The sequence below is a fragment of the Paenibacillus sp. LjRoot153 genome (genome assembly GCF_964253085.1).
GTDB lineage: Bacteria > Bacillota > Bacilli > Paenibacillales > NBRC-103111 > Paenibacillus_E.
The window spans coordinates 4,304,908-4,322,055 of sequence record NZ_CAXUQH020000001.1; the positions used below are offsets into that span (position 1 = coordinate 4,304,908).

Genomic DNA, 17,148 nt, shown 5'->3' on the forward strand with positions numbered 1-17,148 from the left:
ACAACTTCTTTCGTTCAATATTTCACTGATTTCTTATATTATTTACTGTACTTTTATGACTCACATCTAAATTCTTTGACCGTTTTCCCTTCAAGCTCTTTAAACACTTTACAGAAATAGGAGGTTTCTTGAAAGCCAGTTTTTTCAGCTACTTCATATACCTTCAAACTAGGATTCTGAAGCAATAATTTGGCCTTACGAATTCTATAGCGATTCAAATATTCTACGAATCTTAACCCTGTCTCACTTTTAAACAAATTGGATACATAATTAGAACTTAGGTGAAGACTTTCTGCCAACTTTGCTACGGTGATATCTTCCGCATAGTGCTCTTCTATATAAGCAATTGCGGCTTGAATTTCTTTCCGAAATGGCGTATTCCCCATCGATTCATAACTCAATTCTTTCTGCCACTTCTGGAATAATTGCTTCAGTTGCTGTAAGGTGGGAAACGTTTCAAGTACACGATTCAATTGTCGATAGGTTGCCTCCGCACTCGAAGAAAACGTACCTCTTCCAATCGCAGCAGCTTTCGTTAATATGGTCGCTTCATGGATGACGACTTTTAATTCCTCCAACGATAGCCTTCTTGCCAAAAGCAAGTCAAAGAAAAGCTCAGTTTGCTTATCTATTTCTTCGAATTGACCGCTTTGTATGGCAGAAGCAAAGGATTTCATCGAGACCTCTACCCCTTCTGCTTCTTGAGGCTTCCTACCAGAATAGGGATAAACTTGACCGACACCATCATATATCGCGTGTTCGAGAGCCGTTTCTGCTTGACGATACAACATCTTCCAATCCTTTAAATCATACCCGATCGAACTGATGCCTACAGACAGGGGGCTATGTTCAGTCTTATTCTCCATGAGCACAGCAGCTTGCTGCAATAATTCTTCTCTACATCTTCGTTCGCTATGTTCAATTGGGAAATGCGTCATAACCACGGTTCGATGATCGGAAATCGTAACGATTATAGGTGCTTCCCCTAGTTCATCATGCAGGGCACGCGTGGAAATAGCGTTAAACTCGCCCTCGATGAGTATAATAGCTATGGGACCAGAAGAGATCGGAAAACGTATCGCTCTTGCTTGCTCCTCCATCTCATCAATCGTCTTTAATTCCCCAAATATGAGCTTACGTCCAAGTAAATGCCACATTTCCTGCAGATTCTCATTTTGGATAGCTGCTTGTCTCTTCAGATGAAGCCCATCTTCAATTTTCGTTTTCATTTGTCGGAGTAATTGCTGAAGAGATTCAGGTTCCAGATCATGCTTTAGCAAATAATCCTCAGCACCTAGCTTTAGAGCCTCTTTCACGAAACGAAAATCATCGAAGGAGCTTAGCGCGACAATTTTTATTGAATCATCCTGTTGTTTCACCTTCTGAATCAAATCGATCCCATTCATTTCGGGCATCGATATGTCTGTCAGAATTAAATCGACATGTTGATGATGCAATAAGTCTAAAGCATGTACACCATTTAGAGCTTCACTCACGATATGAAAGCCGTAATCTTCCCAACGAATAATCGATTTAATCGCATAGCGATAGATCGCATTGTCCTCAACGATCATGGCGTTCAGCATACTAAGCCCACCCTTAACGTTTTATTTTATAAGGAATACGCACAATGGCTTTGGTACCCAATCCTAAAGCACTCTCATAGCTAAGTCCATATTGCTGCCCATAATATAGCTGAATTCGCTCATGAACGTTGTGAATTCCGATACCTGTAACACCGGGGACTGATTCTTTCTGAGAGCGAACTTCCAGGATATTCACGACTTGTGTGGTATCCATTCCTTTGCCATTATCTTCTACGGTAAGTAGTAAATCTCGCTCAACAACCATCGCGGTTATTCGGATTTCCCCTCTTCCCTTCGACATCTCAAGCCCATGAAGAATGGCATTTTCGACCAAAGGTTGTAGGATAAAATGAGGGACTTCGCATGCCAGCAACTGTTTGTCCACCTCATAATCCATTTGAAAAGCTTCCCCATACCCAATTTTTTGGATAAAAATATAGTTCTTTAACTGCGTCATTTCTTGGTCCAAGCTATGAAATTCGCCAACACGCCGTACCGAAGACTTCAATAAGTCAATGACTGAGCTGATCATTCGCTCAATCTCTGGTTGTTCGTTCATGCGAGCATACCATTTCACCGTTCCGAGGGTGTTATATAGAAAATGAGGATTAATTTGACTTCTTAACACAGTGAATTCCGCTTGCTGCTTCGCGATTTGCTCCTTATAGACGATATTAATGAGCTCATTGATCCGAGCTAACATGAAATTAAAACGGAGTGATAAACTACCGATTTCATCTTTACCCAGTGGAACAATGCGTACATCGAAATTCCCGTCTTCTACGCGTCGCATCGTCTGCTCCAAAATTTTGATATTTCGCGTAGATGAGTTGGAAAGAATAGCGGCAATTCCCGTCGAGATGAGTACGGCAAACAACGAAACAAGTATAATAACAAAAACTAATATTTGCGTACCCGACAGCAAAACAGACATTGGAATAAAGCATAGTACACGCCATCCCAAGGTAGGTGTTCGTTCTTGTACGAATAAATGGCTATCCGTTCCTGCGAATTCCACTGTAGCCATGGCCGCATCCAGTTCACTAAGTACATCCTTTACACTGTTCCGTATAAGTTTGTCCGTTTCTGGACTTCCCCCACCTACCAGCAATTCGTTTAAAGGGTTGAGAATAGCGACATTGCTCTGCTTAATAATGGAACTCCCGCTGCCCAGGGAAAGAAAAAAATTGGAATCAAGACTATAAATAATTGTTCCTAAGCTGCGATCAATTTGGTTCACATCCACGAAATCTCTGATTAGAAACACTTCATTTCGCTCACGTAAAGAAGGTGACCATCCCACACTAAGCTGATGTGAATGCAGATACGCTTCTGCACGCAACATCATAGTAGAAACTGCATCATGATTCAGTGTATGGTCCAGCCCCTTTTTATTTTCCCACCAGTACAATTGCCCTGTGCTTGTTTGGATCATGATGGCATTCAGATAAGGATTACCATTTCCATATTGTGCAAGCAGAAATTCCATTCGACTTCGAAAGGCAGGATAGCTCTCACTAGTTACTTGTTCCCCTTGTTCAGCAACAATTTGCCGAATATTCGTATCACTGAGAACATAGACAGAGGAGGTGAAGGCCTCCTTCGCTTTACTCTCGATATTGTCCGATACTTGATGTATGACCTGTGTAGAGAGATCCTTAGTATTGGCCTCAATAAACTTGGTTGAAGCATAAATCGCAACACCACCAATGGTTGTCGAAATGAACAGAATGAGAATCATATTGGAAAGAAAAAGCTTCGTGCGGATTCGAAAATCCTTGATTCGATTAAATAACGGCTGAAAAGCTCTCATTCATCCATGCTCCTTACCAACTCTCATTTGGATGCTCGACGATTTTGATTAAACGCTTGATCCAGCTCTTGAATGCATGTGTCCACATTGTGAGAGGGGTCAATGATGAATTTCGTAATTGCATTAATAAACGCCTTCTGCAGATCTTGGTTCACAAAATCAATATATATGCTGGACCAATCGTACGTTTTGCCGGTTTGTATATAGGTTGTATCTAATTCGATATAGGTCGGATCAAAATCTTTGGGTAAGCCTTTGATAACAGATAGCGCTTTCTTATTCGTCTGGAAAATATTGCCCATTTTTTCTGTAGCAAAAAGTTCCAATGTTTGAAATGCCTCTTCTTTATGTGGTGATTTGGGATTCACAACAATACCGCCTGTTGATTTCAAGCCAAAAATAGCCTTTTGCGGATCTGTCGAATAAGGAAACGCGAACAAACCCAAATTGCTCGCTGGATTTTTGGATTTCACCCCATCAACAGTCCAAGTGCCGTTTATGATCATCCCTGCTTTCCCTTCTGCAAGGAGCATTTGCGCCTGATTCCAGTCCGTTTCAAATGGTTTTTTATTAACATATTTCAAACGCTCGCCATATCGCTGCAAAATCTCTTTGAAATGGATTTGATTGTCCTTAAATGAGGTTTTTCCTGCTTCGATATCCGCAAACCATGTGCGATTGTCAGCATATTGATTCACTAACAAATCCGCCGCGATATCCCAGCTAATTGTCCAAGTATCCTTATAACCTGCTGCGATTGGGATAATCCCCGCATTTTGCAGAGCTTCACAGGCTTCCATAAATTGCTTCCATGTTTTTGGCGGCTCTTTAATATTAGCCTTGGCAAATGCTTCTTTATTGTAAATAACACCGGCACCATTCACGTCAATCGGCAGTGCCCATATACGTCCATCGGCTGACTTCACGCCACTTAGGTAACGTTCATCGATGTGAGCTAGAATCGGCTGATTGCTTAAATCCATTGCATAGCCTGAACGAATAAAATCCATAGCGGTATCCAAATTATCGATCATATACATATCCGGCATATTGCCCGAAATCGCCCAAGTACGCAGCAAACGCAGATAGTTGCCTCCATCGACTCCTGTAAGTGCGAATGTGTACGAAGGATTCTGTTTACTGAATAGCTGTGTCCCTATTTCTAGCCATTTTCGAGCACCCTCCTCATCAAAATGGTGGACCCAAGTGAGCGTTTGTACCTCTGGTTGGTTTCTGGGAACCTTGGTTACGTTCTGTGACTGGCACGCCGTTAACACCATTAAAATCGAAATACCAAGGGATATGAGTCGAGATTTCATCCAATCACTCTTTCTTTTGATAACGTTTACAAAAGTATTCGAAAGACATGTCCAATTTCTGGTTCATCGGCGAAATGATTAGGATATGTGATCTATTAATATTTCGCATTAACGCATGAATTTCCTCTATCGTTCCAACACCAGGTACTCACAAAAATATTGACAAAATATTCCTTTATATATAAAAATACATATATAAAAGGAGTGATATATAAACATGGTAAAAAGAATACGAAGTCCATTGTTTATTGCCATAATCCTGTTTGCTATAAGCACCGGTGTAATAATGAGCCTCTTTATAGCATTAAACCAAGGGAAATCACCAAGCAATGAACAAATGATGTTCGCAACTGCAGTCGCCTTTATTTTAGCCGGTGCGATCGCAAACCGAAAAAATAAATTGTCAACCTTGTCATGGGTACGAATGAGCCATCTTATTCCAGGCATTTTGCTTGGCATTGTCCTTATGGGTATTTCTTTTCTTATCATCTGGGTCACAGGAGGTGTTGACATTCTCGCAACCTCCTTTACTTCCGATTTAGTACGATCCTTATTGTTGCAATTTGGCATTTTCTTTTTAGTCGCCTGCGGCGAAGAACTCTTTTTCCGAGGATTTGTTTATGAACATTTGAAAACAAATCGAACGCCGCTGCGTGCAGCGTTGATTTCATCTGTGTTCTTTACCATTTTCCATATGGGTAACCCGGGCATTTTTACAACACCGTTTACGCTTATCAATATTTTTGTAATTGGTATGATATTTATCTATTTGAAAGAAATTAGTAAGAGTTTGTGGCTGCCTATTGGAGTTCATTTAGCATGGAATTTTTCGCAAGGCGGTATTTTTGGTTTTCATGTTTCGGGCGAACATACCGACTCCGTTCTACGAACGGAATCAACCGGTCCCTCTATCTTTAATGGTGGCGATTTTGGTGCCGAAGGCAGCCTGCTGACAACAGTTGTCGTGTTATTATGCTGCTGGATCTGTTACAAACAATATAAAAAGAAAACGGTCAATTAACCGTTTTCTTTTTTTAATTGAAGCATGAGAAAACTGTGTTATCTCGTGAATAATTCGTTTGTAATAAACCGAAAATATGTTATTGAATCCATAAAATGTTATTATCATGATATTATTAGGAGAACTATCTATGTCTTTAGAGCGAATGATATTAATTATTACTTGGGTTTCGATTGTTCTCCTTCTTTTACTCCTCGTTCCAAAAGATAAACGACGGGACGCATTTTTTATTTTTCTAACTGGTCAAGTTATTTCTTGGAGTGTCAGCCATATTTTTGTGGAGTTACAGTGGTTGGAAAATCCAATTCGTGAATTTAATAAAGCATCAGGTTCAAATTTCACTTTTAATTACGCTCTTTATCCAACTTTTCATGTAATCTACTGCCTATACTTTCCAAGAAAGAAAAACTTATGGACTAAGTTAGTTTATATTTTCTTGTTTCCCGCCATATTTGCTCCTTTCTTTTACTTTATCGACAAATATACGGATTTAATGCAACTAACAAAGGCAAAATGGTATACAGGATACTTATTAATTCTCACGAGCTCATATGGTATCCAAAAGTATTATCATTGGTTTTTTAATAAATTACGACAAGGAGCCGTATATTGAATATTTCGATAGAACATTTGATTCTTGCAAGTGTATATTGTATTTCAGTTTCGGCTTTAATACTTATTATTCAAAAAAAGTTTATTGAAACACAAGTTATATTTATGTTCCATCAGTTACCAACATGGATATTAGGATTGTTGGTAGTTGAAGCAGGATGGATTGAATATCCTGTAAGAGAATTTCAGATAGCTACCCATACGAGTTTTGTATTTGAATTTTTGGCTTTTCCAGTTATTGCTTGTTATTTTGTTGTATTTTATCCTGAATACAGCAATGTCAAGATTAAATTAATGTACTATATTGCCTATACACTTGGCATTACTATACCTGAAGTATTAATTGAAAAATACACCAATTTAATTAAGTATATAACTTGGACTTGGCATTGGACGTTCATCAGTGTTTGGATTTCTTTTTATATATCGCTAATATTTTATAGATGGTTTCTTCGTTCACAACAACAGCTAAAGCAGGACGACTACTAGTTATAATGCGCATTGAAAATAAAAAATCCCCGATTGACGGGGATCTAAAAGCACTAATTATGTGTCTCCGATGATTTTAGCACCAACCTCTTTCTGGCCAATCGGACCCATATATCGTTGGAAATAGAGCTAGCATGATAAAGCCACTGTAAAATACTCTTAAACTAACAGCTACTGCCTTTTTTCTAAGATTTGTTCCAAAGGCACCCTTTGTAATGTGTTCCTGGTTCATTTTAACTTCTTTCATAATTATCCCATCCTCTTGGTTATTTTAGTGGATATATGAAAATTTTACCAAATACAGGGATTTATAAATATAGTACTAGAGATGCAATTGCAGGTTCCATAATGCTCTTGGAATAATAAGTATACTAGGTCTACTGACGGATCACTATGATCGGCTTCTACATGCACGTCACCATCACAATAGTTCGATATACCCTTCTGTTCCATGCACGCGAATTCGTTGCCCGTCTTTTATCAGTTTGGTCGCATTCTCCACCCCGACGACTGCTGGCAAGCCATACTCACGAGCAATAACGGCTCCATGGGTCATTAGCCCGCCAACTTCGGTGACTAGTCCTTTAATAGATACAAACAATGGTGTCCAGCCAGGGTCCGTAAAGGAGGTGACTAAAATATCTCCCTCTTCCAGATTGGCCTCTTCCATATTTAGGATAACGCGTGCTCGCCCTTCTATCACTCCGGAAGAAACAGCTAGACCTACAATCGCTTTAGCGGGCAGATTTTCTCGGTTGTATGAACCTGTGATGATTTCACCATCAGACGTGAGTACACGCGGCGGAGTTAGTTTCTCAAAAAATTTGTACTCCTCTTTCCGCTTGTTGATCAACTGATTATCAAGTTTGTTTGTACGTACGACTTCGTGAAGCTCTTCAAAAGACAGAAGGAATATATCTTCTTTTTCATGAATAATGCCCGCCTGTACGAGTTGTTCGGCTTCTTTCAGTAAAGCCTGCTTATAAACGAAATAGCGGCTAATCCAACCGTATTTTGGATATTCGCGATAACCGATAAAATTCCGAATTCGGCGGATCATTCGTTTTGTCTCTTCAGCTTTTTGTTCACCATCCGGCAGTTGGATTAATCGAGCTAATAACTCTTGTTCTTTTTCTAAAGCTTCCTGGCGCCCTTGCTCAAATTTGCGATGGCCAGCATTAGGCTCAAAGGCTTTAATGTTACCCAGAATCAAGGGAACCAATGTAATTGGTTTTTCACTCCAACGCGTTTTTGAAATATCGATTTCTCCGGCGCATCGCATTCCGTATTTATTGAGATAAGCATAGATTGCGTCATGAGCTTCCTGCCCACCCTCGAACTTAACCAGTTCATCCAAAAAGTTATCATCTTTTACATGCTGCAAATAATCAATGACTTCCGGATAAGGGCGAATCCTATCTGCGACACTCATTAATGCCAGACCCATTTCTGAAGTAATATTGTTCGGTACCGATTGAGAAAGTGTATCTGCTGCGTTTTTCTCTCCTAACCACTCGTTCATTTTTTCATTGATCCATAATGAAGCATTAATGGCAGTCATAAACACAGCCGTACTTCGTGGGTCAAATAAGATCTTCTTTAATTGCTGGACATCTTCCAGAATAAAATCAAATAAATCCGATCCTGATTTCGTCTGGATGTTTTGTTTTAACTCTTCTACCGATGCGCGATTACTCTCAATCAAATCAGAAACGATGTTCGGGTTGCTTTCAATTTGTGCCAGCATATCAGTATTACTTTTGCCCGGAATCGGTGTTGTTTGATCATTTGGTAACAATTTAATAAAATCTCGCTCTATGATGGTCATGAGTGCGCCTTTTATGAGCGGATCGGATCCAATGGCATTTAATAAAGCTTCCCGGTCGACAGGTTTAGCCAGCCTAGGTGCAACATCAATGAACAACCTCCCACCGGCTTTACGCATAGGTGCAGGAGTAATTAACAGGTAAAAGGACAATCCCATTGGTTTCATAGGATCGGTCATCATTTGTTGATGGCCAACAGATAAATAGACGTGATTTTCTTGATCATTTGCTTCAGGGATCGGGAATAACGTCGTGATTGGGCGGCTTTGGACGATATAAAAAGTATCCTGGGCCAAACACCATTCGATATCTTGTGGGCTGTTAAAATAAGCTTCAATCTGTCTCCCGATACGTGCCAGTTGTAAAATTTGTTGTTCAGTCAACGTTTGAGACTTTTGGTGATCAGGATCAAGCTGCTTGGTTTCCGTTCCACCTTCTTTGCGTCCATAGATAGCTAATTCTTTGGTTGCTATCCGCTTATTGGCGATTTTGTCTTCGTGTACGGTGTAATTATCGGCAGAAACCAAGCCAGAGACCAATGCTTCTCCAAGTCCGTAACTGGCATCGATGGATAGCAACTTTCGGTTGGAGGTCATTGGATCAGCCGTAAATAAAATCCCAGAAGCCTCTGGGAAAACCATCCTCTGAACGATAACGGATAAATATACTTGGCTGTGGTCGAATCCATTTTGCATACGGTAGATGACCGCGCGATCCGTAAATAAGGAAGCCCAACATTTGCTGATATGCTGTAAGATGCTATCTTTGCCGATGATATTTAAATAGGTGTCTTGTTGACCTGCAAAAGAGGCATTCGGTAAATCTTCTGCTGTCGCACTAGAACGCACTGCATATGCATGTTCATCACCAAACTGGGAGAGATGGTGAGTAACAGCTTGCACAACATCGGAAGGAATTTCTACGTCCATAATGATTTGTCGAATCTGCCTGCTGATTTCACTAATTTGATCACGATCTTCTACTTTTAACATGGTTAGTCGATCCAACAACGCATCAAACATTTCGTTTTGTTCGATGACTTTTTGATATCCCTCAGTTGTAACACAAAATCCTTCTGGTACTTGAATGCCTTCAATTTTGGATAATTTCCCTAAATTCAGCCCTTTTCCGCCAACCAGCAAAAGCTGTGTCTTTTCCATTTCCTGAAAACCAAGAACCAAAGAACTCATTCAAGATCACTCCTAACCATTAATTTGATAAAAACATTTGACAAGAGTTTTACCGGCGTGTTACAATTAGATTGTAAGATAGAATATTTATGTCTAAATGACCCAAGAAGTCATAACCCGATTATATCATCGTGTCTGTATAGATGCAATATGAAAGAACCTGATCAAGCTGATCAGGTTCTTTTTTTGATTCCCTGCTATCATACGCTTAGTAAAAATAACCCCTCAGCAACGGGCTGAGGGGTCTACGATTTATATCTCATGTTCCACTGGTAATCCCATCATATCACTTCCGAAACTAGGCATGCATAGAATAAGGCTTAGGAGGCGAAACGAATGCCAAACTATCGAATTATCGTCGATTTATCCGACCGTAATTTATATTTGCTTGATGGGAATACGGTTACTCGGCAATTTCCGGTTGGAATCGGCAAAATGGTTACGAAGACACCTAAAGGCGAATATACGATCATAAATAAACAACCTAACCCCGGAGGTCCATTCGGAGCCTTCTGGTTGGGCTTATCTAAACCCCATTATGGCATCCACGGTACAAATGATCCTTCTTCGATCGGAAGGGAAGTAAGTCACGGTTGTATCCGAATGTACAACGAAGATGTTCTGCAGCTCTCTCAGCTCGTTCCCATTCATACTAGGGTTACAATTCGGCCATAATCTATCGGAAAAGAGGAGTTGCCGTCAGAGCTTTGACTAAATTATCCTGCTCTTTACTGTTCACTCCACATAGACCTGAATTTGAGGAATTGAGTTGTTTTCATAACCGTTCACATTCCATTCCGCTTGAAGGGGTTGGGAATTATTCTTGTCATCAGTCGCTTTTACCATAATATGATAGGTTCCAGATACAGGCACATGCCATTCCCACCCCCACCTTCTCCAGCTGTACTTCTCCTCTGGATCAAGCCATGTCACCAAGTTCCATGATTCTCCATGATCAAGACTGATTTCCACCTTTTTAACGGATCCGTGACCTGACCATGCTGTACCTGTAATGATGTGCATTCCCCTTCTCAAAATTGCTTGATCTGTGGGTTGGGAGATAACGGCATTCACTTTCATTAAAGTAACTGGTCTGCGCTGAGTATCTGCTTCAGAACGGTATATGACATAATCATTACTTTGAAAGGGACCTTTAAATTCTTGATCTATAGCCACTAAGCGGCAAAGCCATTTGACAGAAGCCATACCGTACCAATTCGGAACGATTAGTCTTGCTGGATATCCATGCTTGTAGGGTATAGGTTTTCCGTTCATACAGAGAGCAATTATCGTATCGGGATGCATAGCTTTTTCTATAGGAAGGCTTCGCGCAAACCGGAAAGTGCCTGGAAGGTCTGATCGTTCTCCTGTGTCCATTCCTTCAAATATGACTTCCCGAACATTAGGCTTTATTCCTGCTACCTGTAATAAAGTTCGAAGTGGTACTCCGGTCCAGAACGCGTGGCTGACAGCCCCCTGTTCCCATTGAACCCCTTTGGTTTTAGGGTGGAAATACGCTCTCTTGTTTCCTGAACACTCCATAGTAACTGGCAATAAGATTTGAGGATATTGAGATAATGCTTGATAATTCAGGTGAATTGGGTATTGGACAAGACCCTCTATATTAAGCGTCCAATCATTTAATGGCAATGCGGGATATGGGAAATGATTGCGGATATAATACTTGTTTTCTGGGGTAACCCAGCTTGAAAGAGACAACATTGGAAATTCTTGATTCTCAGGTATCGTAGAGCGAGGAATCCTAGTGGGGTCATACAAATTCATGTAAGGCTCCTTTCCTAAGCAAGGCTTCCCTATTTTATGAAATTCTGACTCCATTCATTCTTGGATTGTTTCTTCTTTTATCGCGGAGTATCTAGCATTTATGGTTCGACCACGGACCCTACAAAAAGCCATGCGCCAGTCTGGAGGTCTTCAATCGCGAAGAAGTACGGCCGGTTTATCGTCATCTTGAACGGTTCATCGATTGGTGCGGAAGCCCCTGCCACTTGTACCGAAGTGACCGCTGCTGCCTCCGTTCCTTTTTCATTGACCTCGATGAACGATTTGTGTGTTACAGCACTGATGAACAGGTTCGGAGGAACAGGGGCCATACCGGAAAAATCTGCATGGACTTCGTCAAAGGGTAGCGACATGCCCATAGCCTTAAGAGGTTCTTTCAACTTTTCGCTATATTCAATCTTAAAACGGGGAAGCTTGATTTCACCTCGGCTCGACTGGAACGACTTATGCCAGCGGTCGGGCCCCGACCACAGCTTGTCGTGGAGAGCACCAAGTGAAGAAGATTCATCTGGCAGAATGACCAGCATATCCATCTGCCCCTCTCCGTACGGCAAACGAATGGCTTGATATCCCTCTTCATGCAAATATTCGTACGAGCCTGACTGCGTCATCATCTGCACTTGCTTGGTGGAACCATCTTGCAGTTTGAAGCTTTCTTCTTTCGTTTCAGAAAGTTGGAATTCCTTTTTCCACCCGCCATTGAAATAGACCGCATTCATCAGGATCAAAACTTCTTTGGGATCGATGGATTCGATCATTCTGGGAATTTTTCCGTTGGTATTCTTGTTTACCCAATCATTGATCGTGTTAGTGGCTTCTGGACTGTAGAAATTGAGCTCAGTTACTTTGGCATTGTAAAATACTTCATTAGTTTTCATGAATTTACTGTTAAATGATGTTCCTTTTCTTGACCAAAGCGAGTTGGCAATACGTACATTTACGTCGCTGCCAGATTTCTGCAGTAGGGAGATAAGCGTCTCATTACCTCGATTCATTTCATCCAGAGACATGTCTTGCCAACCCAACGTCTTGGCTATTGAAGCTTGCGTTTCTCCCTTACTTCCGTTGTAAGCCATGGCAACCGCTAATGAAATGCTGGTGGGCGAAATGAAAATGTTTTTCTTCTTGTCCTGTTCTGTTTGAACCAATTCCCGATGGAGTTGCATGCCGAACTCATTACTTGCGTTAACGATACGTTTATCAACTCCAGCCGCCGCAACTTGTCGTTTATCCAATGACATCGAATTTCCAGAAGATTTGGCACATGCAGTTGCAATCAGTACCAGCAGTATTCCAGAAGCAAGAAGTTTACTTTTCCTAAAATTATCGTTCATTTCGGACCCCCCTGTCATTCGTATGCTTATTAGACGAGGAATCTTTACATAATGTTCGTGTTTCATGTCATTTTATTCCAATAATTTTATAGAATCTTCTAGAATAATTTATGGTACGCCATTCTACTTTTCTTATAATTAATGTTATAGCCTTTCGTCAAGCAAAGAGGAGGAAGCAAGTATGCAGGGTCAGCAAATAAATCTCGATTTGGAGCTTGTCAAAATGTATGCGCCACAGCTGTTTTTTGATCGTTTGGAGCCGTTTTTTCCAGTTCGCGTTGGAGTAACGATATTCGATCAAGACGGTCCTTCCCCTTCCTTTCGTCGCAAGATTAGTTTCGAGTCGGATACCAGGATTAAAAAGGTCATTGAATATGCCATCTACTGGGATTATGATATTGAGCATTTGTACGAGCTGGAACATGTTTGGATTTATGTTGGGCGTGATGGCAGCGTTATCAATTGTGAGTGCAGCTTCCATGGCAAATATTTTAAAGGCTTACTTAAGGATCGTAGCAATATATCTAAAAAAAGTCCAAACCAGGTAAATCTGTACTCACAGCCTGGAAAACACGCTTTCTCCCCACTTCTCACTATGCTTGAACTCGTCCCGAATTTAGATACGTGTACTTATGAGACAGCGGGCAGTGCAGGTTTGTTAGTCCCAGACATGCTACGGGATAAGATGACTACGGATAAGGAAACGAACCAATTAGTGGAACGTTATTTGCAGACATTTCGATTTCGACCAACGATGGAATTTATTGAATTTGCTTGGGATGATTCTTTTTTTGTGTCGTGGCCTGAGCTCCTGAAGGAGATTCCACAGCGTGTTAACCATGAATTGAATGTAATGAGAAAGTACTTTGACATCCACAAATAGTCAACTTCAGATAACTTTTTAGACGAGTTCAAGGCCAGGGAAGATTTGCTTCCCTGGCCTCCTTTTCATTTAGGCGTGCGACTGATTACTTATCATATTTGTACAAGTTGGTTTCGTACTTGACATAATAAAGATCACCATTTGCATCCGCTGTCAGCAGTGACACACCGGTAGAGACCAACATAACAGAATCCTTAGTGGCCGAACTGGCGTCGACTGCATACAATTTGCCACCGATACTCACGTACACATTGCCATCTTTGCCGACAACCATCTTCCCACCTTGCCAGGACACATTGCCGGTTGAAGCGAATTTGTTCGCATAAATCGTCGTATGAGCCCCATCAGGATTGTTCGGATCAAAAATAAATAAATCGGCCGTCAGATTGCGCGACGGATCCGTGGATGAGTTCCCTTCCGCGATCCCCCAAATGTTGCCGTCCGGACCGACGATAAGATCAGAAATAACCTTTCTCCCTGAGACTGGAACATACTGAGGAACCGGAAGTGTATTCGAGCTGGTCGTTTGCCATGTGAACACTTTCCCCTCCGTTACACTAGGATTTGCTGTACTGCCAATCCCCCCATAAACGGATGAGCCTCCATATACTTTATTATTCTTGTAAGCCAAGGCTATGATGCTTTGATCTTCAACGATGTCGGGCACTGTCGTAATTCTTGTGGACGTCGTCAAGTCATACACAGTGAAGGAGCCGCTTAGTTTACCGGAGCTCGCGACTGAACCGACATACAACCGATTCAATGCAGTATCGGCCAACATGCCAAAGGGGCGGTCCTGGAAATTAGGCGAGCCAGCAATATCCTGAAAAAGAAGTGACGGATTCGTGGTATCGTTCCACGAGGAGTTCGTGTCGTATTTTTTTATCCATGCGCCTGGATAGATGCCCAGATATAAATTATTGCCTATCGTGGTCATGTTCTCTGCCTGGCCCGCTCCTCTATTCCGTGTTAACAGACCGGTGTCTGGATGATAGACGCTTAATCCTCCACGTAGATAGCCGCTTGTATAAATGTGATCACCAGGACCTTTCACGAGTGAGCGGATCTTCGTTGGAGAATCTGGAATTGTGAATGAAGTCGAAACGTCTATTGTTGGGGTGGCTGCAAGTTTGTATTTCAGAATTTTTCCGGAGGAAAGTGGAGCATACAGATACGTATTGCCTGCGTCAGTTAAAAAGGTGTAACCAGCTGCTTTGCCTCCTACGTCACCAAGGTCCGTTTGTGTCTTCGCAGAAATATCGTAGACATACAAATGAGTTCCTTTGGTGTAGTACACCTTATCATCCGTAGGATGTTTCTTCGATACGCCGATTGAATCTACATTACCTAGTGATGCATCGACGACGCCAGTAACCGGATTAATGACGATCAGTGGCTCACTTGACAATTTGGCGAACAACTTCGAATCTGTACCATTCGGAATGTAATCCAGCCCCAAGACATACGAGCTCGCGTAAACATATGGTTCGCCATTGAGGTAAAAGGTTATCGTGGATTGTGTTCCAGTTGTTGGATCAAAGCGAATAATCGTGGCATTAGAGGTTGGTCCCATCCCCATAAATACTTCCGTATCACTCGCATAAGCGATTGATCTAACATGAGCCAAACCGTCGACAATCGCGAGATTGCTGTTTAAAACAGTAACTCCACTCGTCGGATTGTAACGGAATGCTTTGCCGTCAGTGGCTGTGCCTCCGTAAATATTCCCGCTGCTTCCCGCCGTCACATCCCAAATGACGTTCATGCCAGCATCCAATGTCGTTTTCACCAAAGAACTACCGGTAATGATTTTGGTTCCTCCGGAAATGCTGACCGTTCCTGGCACATAGCGATAAAGGGCCCTCTTGTTGGCCGTTCCGAAATAAACAGATTGATCTGACGCGACCGTCATGCCCCAGACGGCTTCTATCTGGTCTAGATTCTGGTCATCCACACGTTCTCCTGTTCGCGCATCGTAAACCAAAAACTTGGATGGATAGCCGCTAGAGCCGACGTACATCAGATCATAGCTGCCGCTTGCATCCTTGCCGAATACTGCCCCGTCAAGCGGATTGTTCACTATCTGCGTGCCCAGGTTGTATTCAATCGGTGTATCAAGCGTAACATCGTCAACATAGGCAACCGTCGTTGCCGTAGTCTTCGTCGTGAAATAGACAGACACGGTTTTGTCTCCCGTAACGTTTGGTGTGGTCGCTGATATCGTGAGCGGGGACCATTGCGACGCTATACCACTGAATACGTTCTCGACCTCTTTTATCACCGTGCCAGCTGCATTCTTGAAACGAAGGTGCATACTTACACCAGTATCGCCGCTCGATACGTATACTTTCGCTGATGCGGATACTCTTGCGCCTGAAACTACGGGAACACCGCTGCTTTCTGCGTAACTTGCTGTTGATGAACTGGCATCATCCAGCTTGAGGCTAGATGTTCCTCCCGTTTTTAACGTCATCGAAGTCGCTGCTCCAGATACCGTCCAAGCATCACTCAATGGGGTAATTTCAAAACCCGAATTTTTCACCGTCTTTCCGATCGATACATCGTCTATATAGGCCGTTGTGATGCTGCCCAATCCGCTATAGATCATCACAGCCACTTCTGTTGCGCCGGCTGGTGCTTCTGCGGTAATCGAGCGTTTGTTCCACTGATCTACCGTAGGCGTAACACTTGCGGGAATAGCACGAGATTCTGTGGAGCCGTTGTAAAAGATCAAATACACATCGATCGAGCCTTGCTCAATATACGCGTAGGCAGATGCCGTATACGCCACTTGCTCCGTCGTTGAAATACTGATTTTATCGCTCACGCGAGCAAGTGAGCTTGAAGAGCTGGCATCGACCATTTTCATACTTTTCGCCCCCGTGTAAGCCCTTACATCAGAAACAGTTGCCGTAGCTGTGCCGAAAGTTGGATGCGTGTTCCAATTTGGAATACCAGTACCTACATCTTCGAAAGAAGCATTAGGGAGTGACATTGTAATGCCAGCTGCATGCGCTTCTCGGTTGCCAAACATACTAACAATTACCAAAACACTAACAACCGTACAGATGAATCGAACCCACAATCGGTGATGCTTCCCTAGACTCATTCTTACCACTCCTCACATCAAGTTTAGTTGCGGTTCTTCGTGAGACTCAATCGGGATTTCATTAAACTCACCTCCTTTCCCCGAGAATACAAGAAATCGTCCTACTGATTTGAAAGTCATGACCAGTAAGGACGATTTATGAATGCATATAGGTGTGGGATTT

Annotated in this window: 13 protein-coding genes; 5 read left to right on the top strand and 8 right to left on the bottom strand. The window is 42.1% G+C overall.

Going from position 1 to position 17,148, the window contains the following annotated elements; translation table 11 throughout:
* Positions 1 to 53 precede the first annotated feature (53 nt).
* Genes ACSQ8P_RS18480 through ACSQ8P_RS18490 form a run of 3 tightly spaced genes read right to left on the bottom strand, consistent with a single transcriptional unit; the run spans position 54 to position 4,718 of the window.
* The gene (locus tag ACSQ8P_RS18480) at positions 54 to 1,586 is read right to left on the bottom strand and encodes a response regulator (protein ID WP_436236507.1); all 1,533 of its coding nucleotides are present in this window, start codon (positions 1,584 to 1,586) and stop codon (positions 54 to 56) included.
* A 13-nt stretch (positions 1,587 to 1,599) separates the two neighbouring features.
* Complete coding sequence (locus ACSQ8P_RS18485) at positions 1,600 to 3,399, bottom strand: sensor histidine kinase (protein WP_436236508.1); 1,800 nt, start codon at positions 3,397 to 3,399, stop codon at positions 1,600 to 1,602.
* Between the two features lie 23 nt (positions 3,400 to 3,422).
* Entirely contained in the window at positions 3,423 to 4,718 is a 1,296-nt protein-coding gene (locus ACSQ8P_RS18490) for an ABC transporter substrate-binding protein (protein WP_436236509.1), read from the bottom strand.
* 217 nt (positions 4,719 to 4,935) lie between these two features.
* Between ACSQ8P_RS18490 and ACSQ8P_RS18495 the strand changes: the two genes are divergently transcribed.
* From ACSQ8P_RS18495 to ACSQ8P_RS18505, 3 genes are all read left to right on the top strand, one after another.
* Positions 4,936 to 5,739 carry a CPBP family intramembrane glutamic endopeptidase gene (locus tag ACSQ8P_RS18495; protein WP_436236510.1) on the top strand — a complete coding sequence of 268 codons (804 nt, stop codon included), beginning with the start codon at positions 4,936 to 4,938 and terminating at the stop codon, positions 5,737 to 5,739.
* Between the two features lie 130 nt (positions 5,740 to 5,869).
* Positions 5,870 to 6,352: a CBO0543 family protein gene (locus ACSQ8P_RS18500; RefSeq protein WP_436236511.1), complete on the top strand. Its 483-nt coding sequence runs from the start codon at positions 5,870 to 5,872 to the stop codon at positions 6,350 to 6,352.
* On the top strand, positions 6,349 to 6,840 hold the full coding sequence (locus ACSQ8P_RS18505) for a CBO0543 family protein (RefSeq protein ID WP_436236512.1): 492 nt from the start codon (positions 6,349 to 6,351) through the stop codon (positions 6,838 to 6,840). Before ACSQ8P_RS18500 ends, ACSQ8P_RS18505 begins: the two co-directional genes overlap by 4 nt.
* A gap of 76 nt (positions 6,841 to 6,916) precedes the next feature.
* On the opposite strand, the gene ACSQ8P_RS18510 is transcribed toward ACSQ8P_RS18505, so the two are convergent.
* Positions 6,917 to 7,087 (bottom strand): hypothetical protein, encoded by a 171-nt coding sequence (locus ACSQ8P_RS18510; protein WP_436236513.1) that lies wholly within the window; start codon positions 7,085 to 7,087, stop codon positions 6,917 to 6,919.
* Positions 7,088 to 7,261: 174 nt separating this feature from the next.
* Positions 7,262 to 9,856 (bottom strand): phosphoenolpyruvate synthase, encoded by a 2,595-nt coding sequence (gene ppsA / locus ACSQ8P_RS18515; RefSeq protein ID WP_436236514.1) that lies wholly within the window; start codon positions 9,854 to 9,856, stop codon positions 7,262 to 7,264.
* Positions 9,857 to 10,192: 336 nt separating this feature from the next.
* Between ppsA and ACSQ8P_RS18520 the strand changes: the two genes are divergently transcribed.
* Positions 10,193 to 10,531 (top strand): L,D-transpeptidase, encoded by a 339-nt coding sequence (locus ACSQ8P_RS18520; RefSeq protein ID WP_436236515.1) that lies wholly within the window; start codon positions 10,193 to 10,195, stop codon positions 10,529 to 10,531.
* Positions 10,532 to 10,591: 60 nt separating this feature from the next.
* Here the strand turns inward: ACSQ8P_RS18520 and ACSQ8P_RS18525 are convergent, their stop codons facing one another.
* Together ACSQ8P_RS18525 and ACSQ8P_RS18530 are read right to left on the bottom strand one after the other, a co-directional pair.
* Positions 10,592 to 11,695, bottom strand: coding sequence for a sulfite oxidase (locus tag ACSQ8P_RS18525; RefSeq protein WP_436236516.1), 1,104 nt, complete (start codon positions 11,693 to 11,695; stop codon positions 10,592 to 10,594).
* Between the two features lie 44 nt (positions 11,696 to 11,739).
* Positions 11,740 to 12,993, bottom strand: coding sequence for a serpin family protein (locus tag ACSQ8P_RS18530; protein WP_436236517.1), 1,254 nt, complete (start codon positions 12,991 to 12,993; stop codon positions 11,740 to 11,742).
* Between the two features lie 181 nt (positions 12,994 to 13,174).
* On the opposite strand from ACSQ8P_RS18530, the gene ACSQ8P_RS18535 reads away from it, so the two are divergent.
* Complete coding sequence (locus tag ACSQ8P_RS18535) at positions 13,175 to 13,876, top strand: hypothetical protein (protein ID WP_436236518.1); 702 nt, start codon at positions 13,175 to 13,177, stop codon at positions 13,874 to 13,876.
* A gap of 85 nt (positions 13,877 to 13,961) precedes the next feature.
* On the opposite strand, the gene ACSQ8P_RS18540 is transcribed toward ACSQ8P_RS18535, so the two are convergent.
* On the bottom strand, positions 13,962 to 16,985 hold the full coding sequence (locus tag ACSQ8P_RS18540) for a hypothetical protein (RefSeq protein WP_436236519.1): 3,024 nt from the start codon (positions 16,983 to 16,985) through the stop codon (positions 13,962 to 13,964).
* Positions 16,986 to 17,148: the final 163 nt, after the last annotated feature.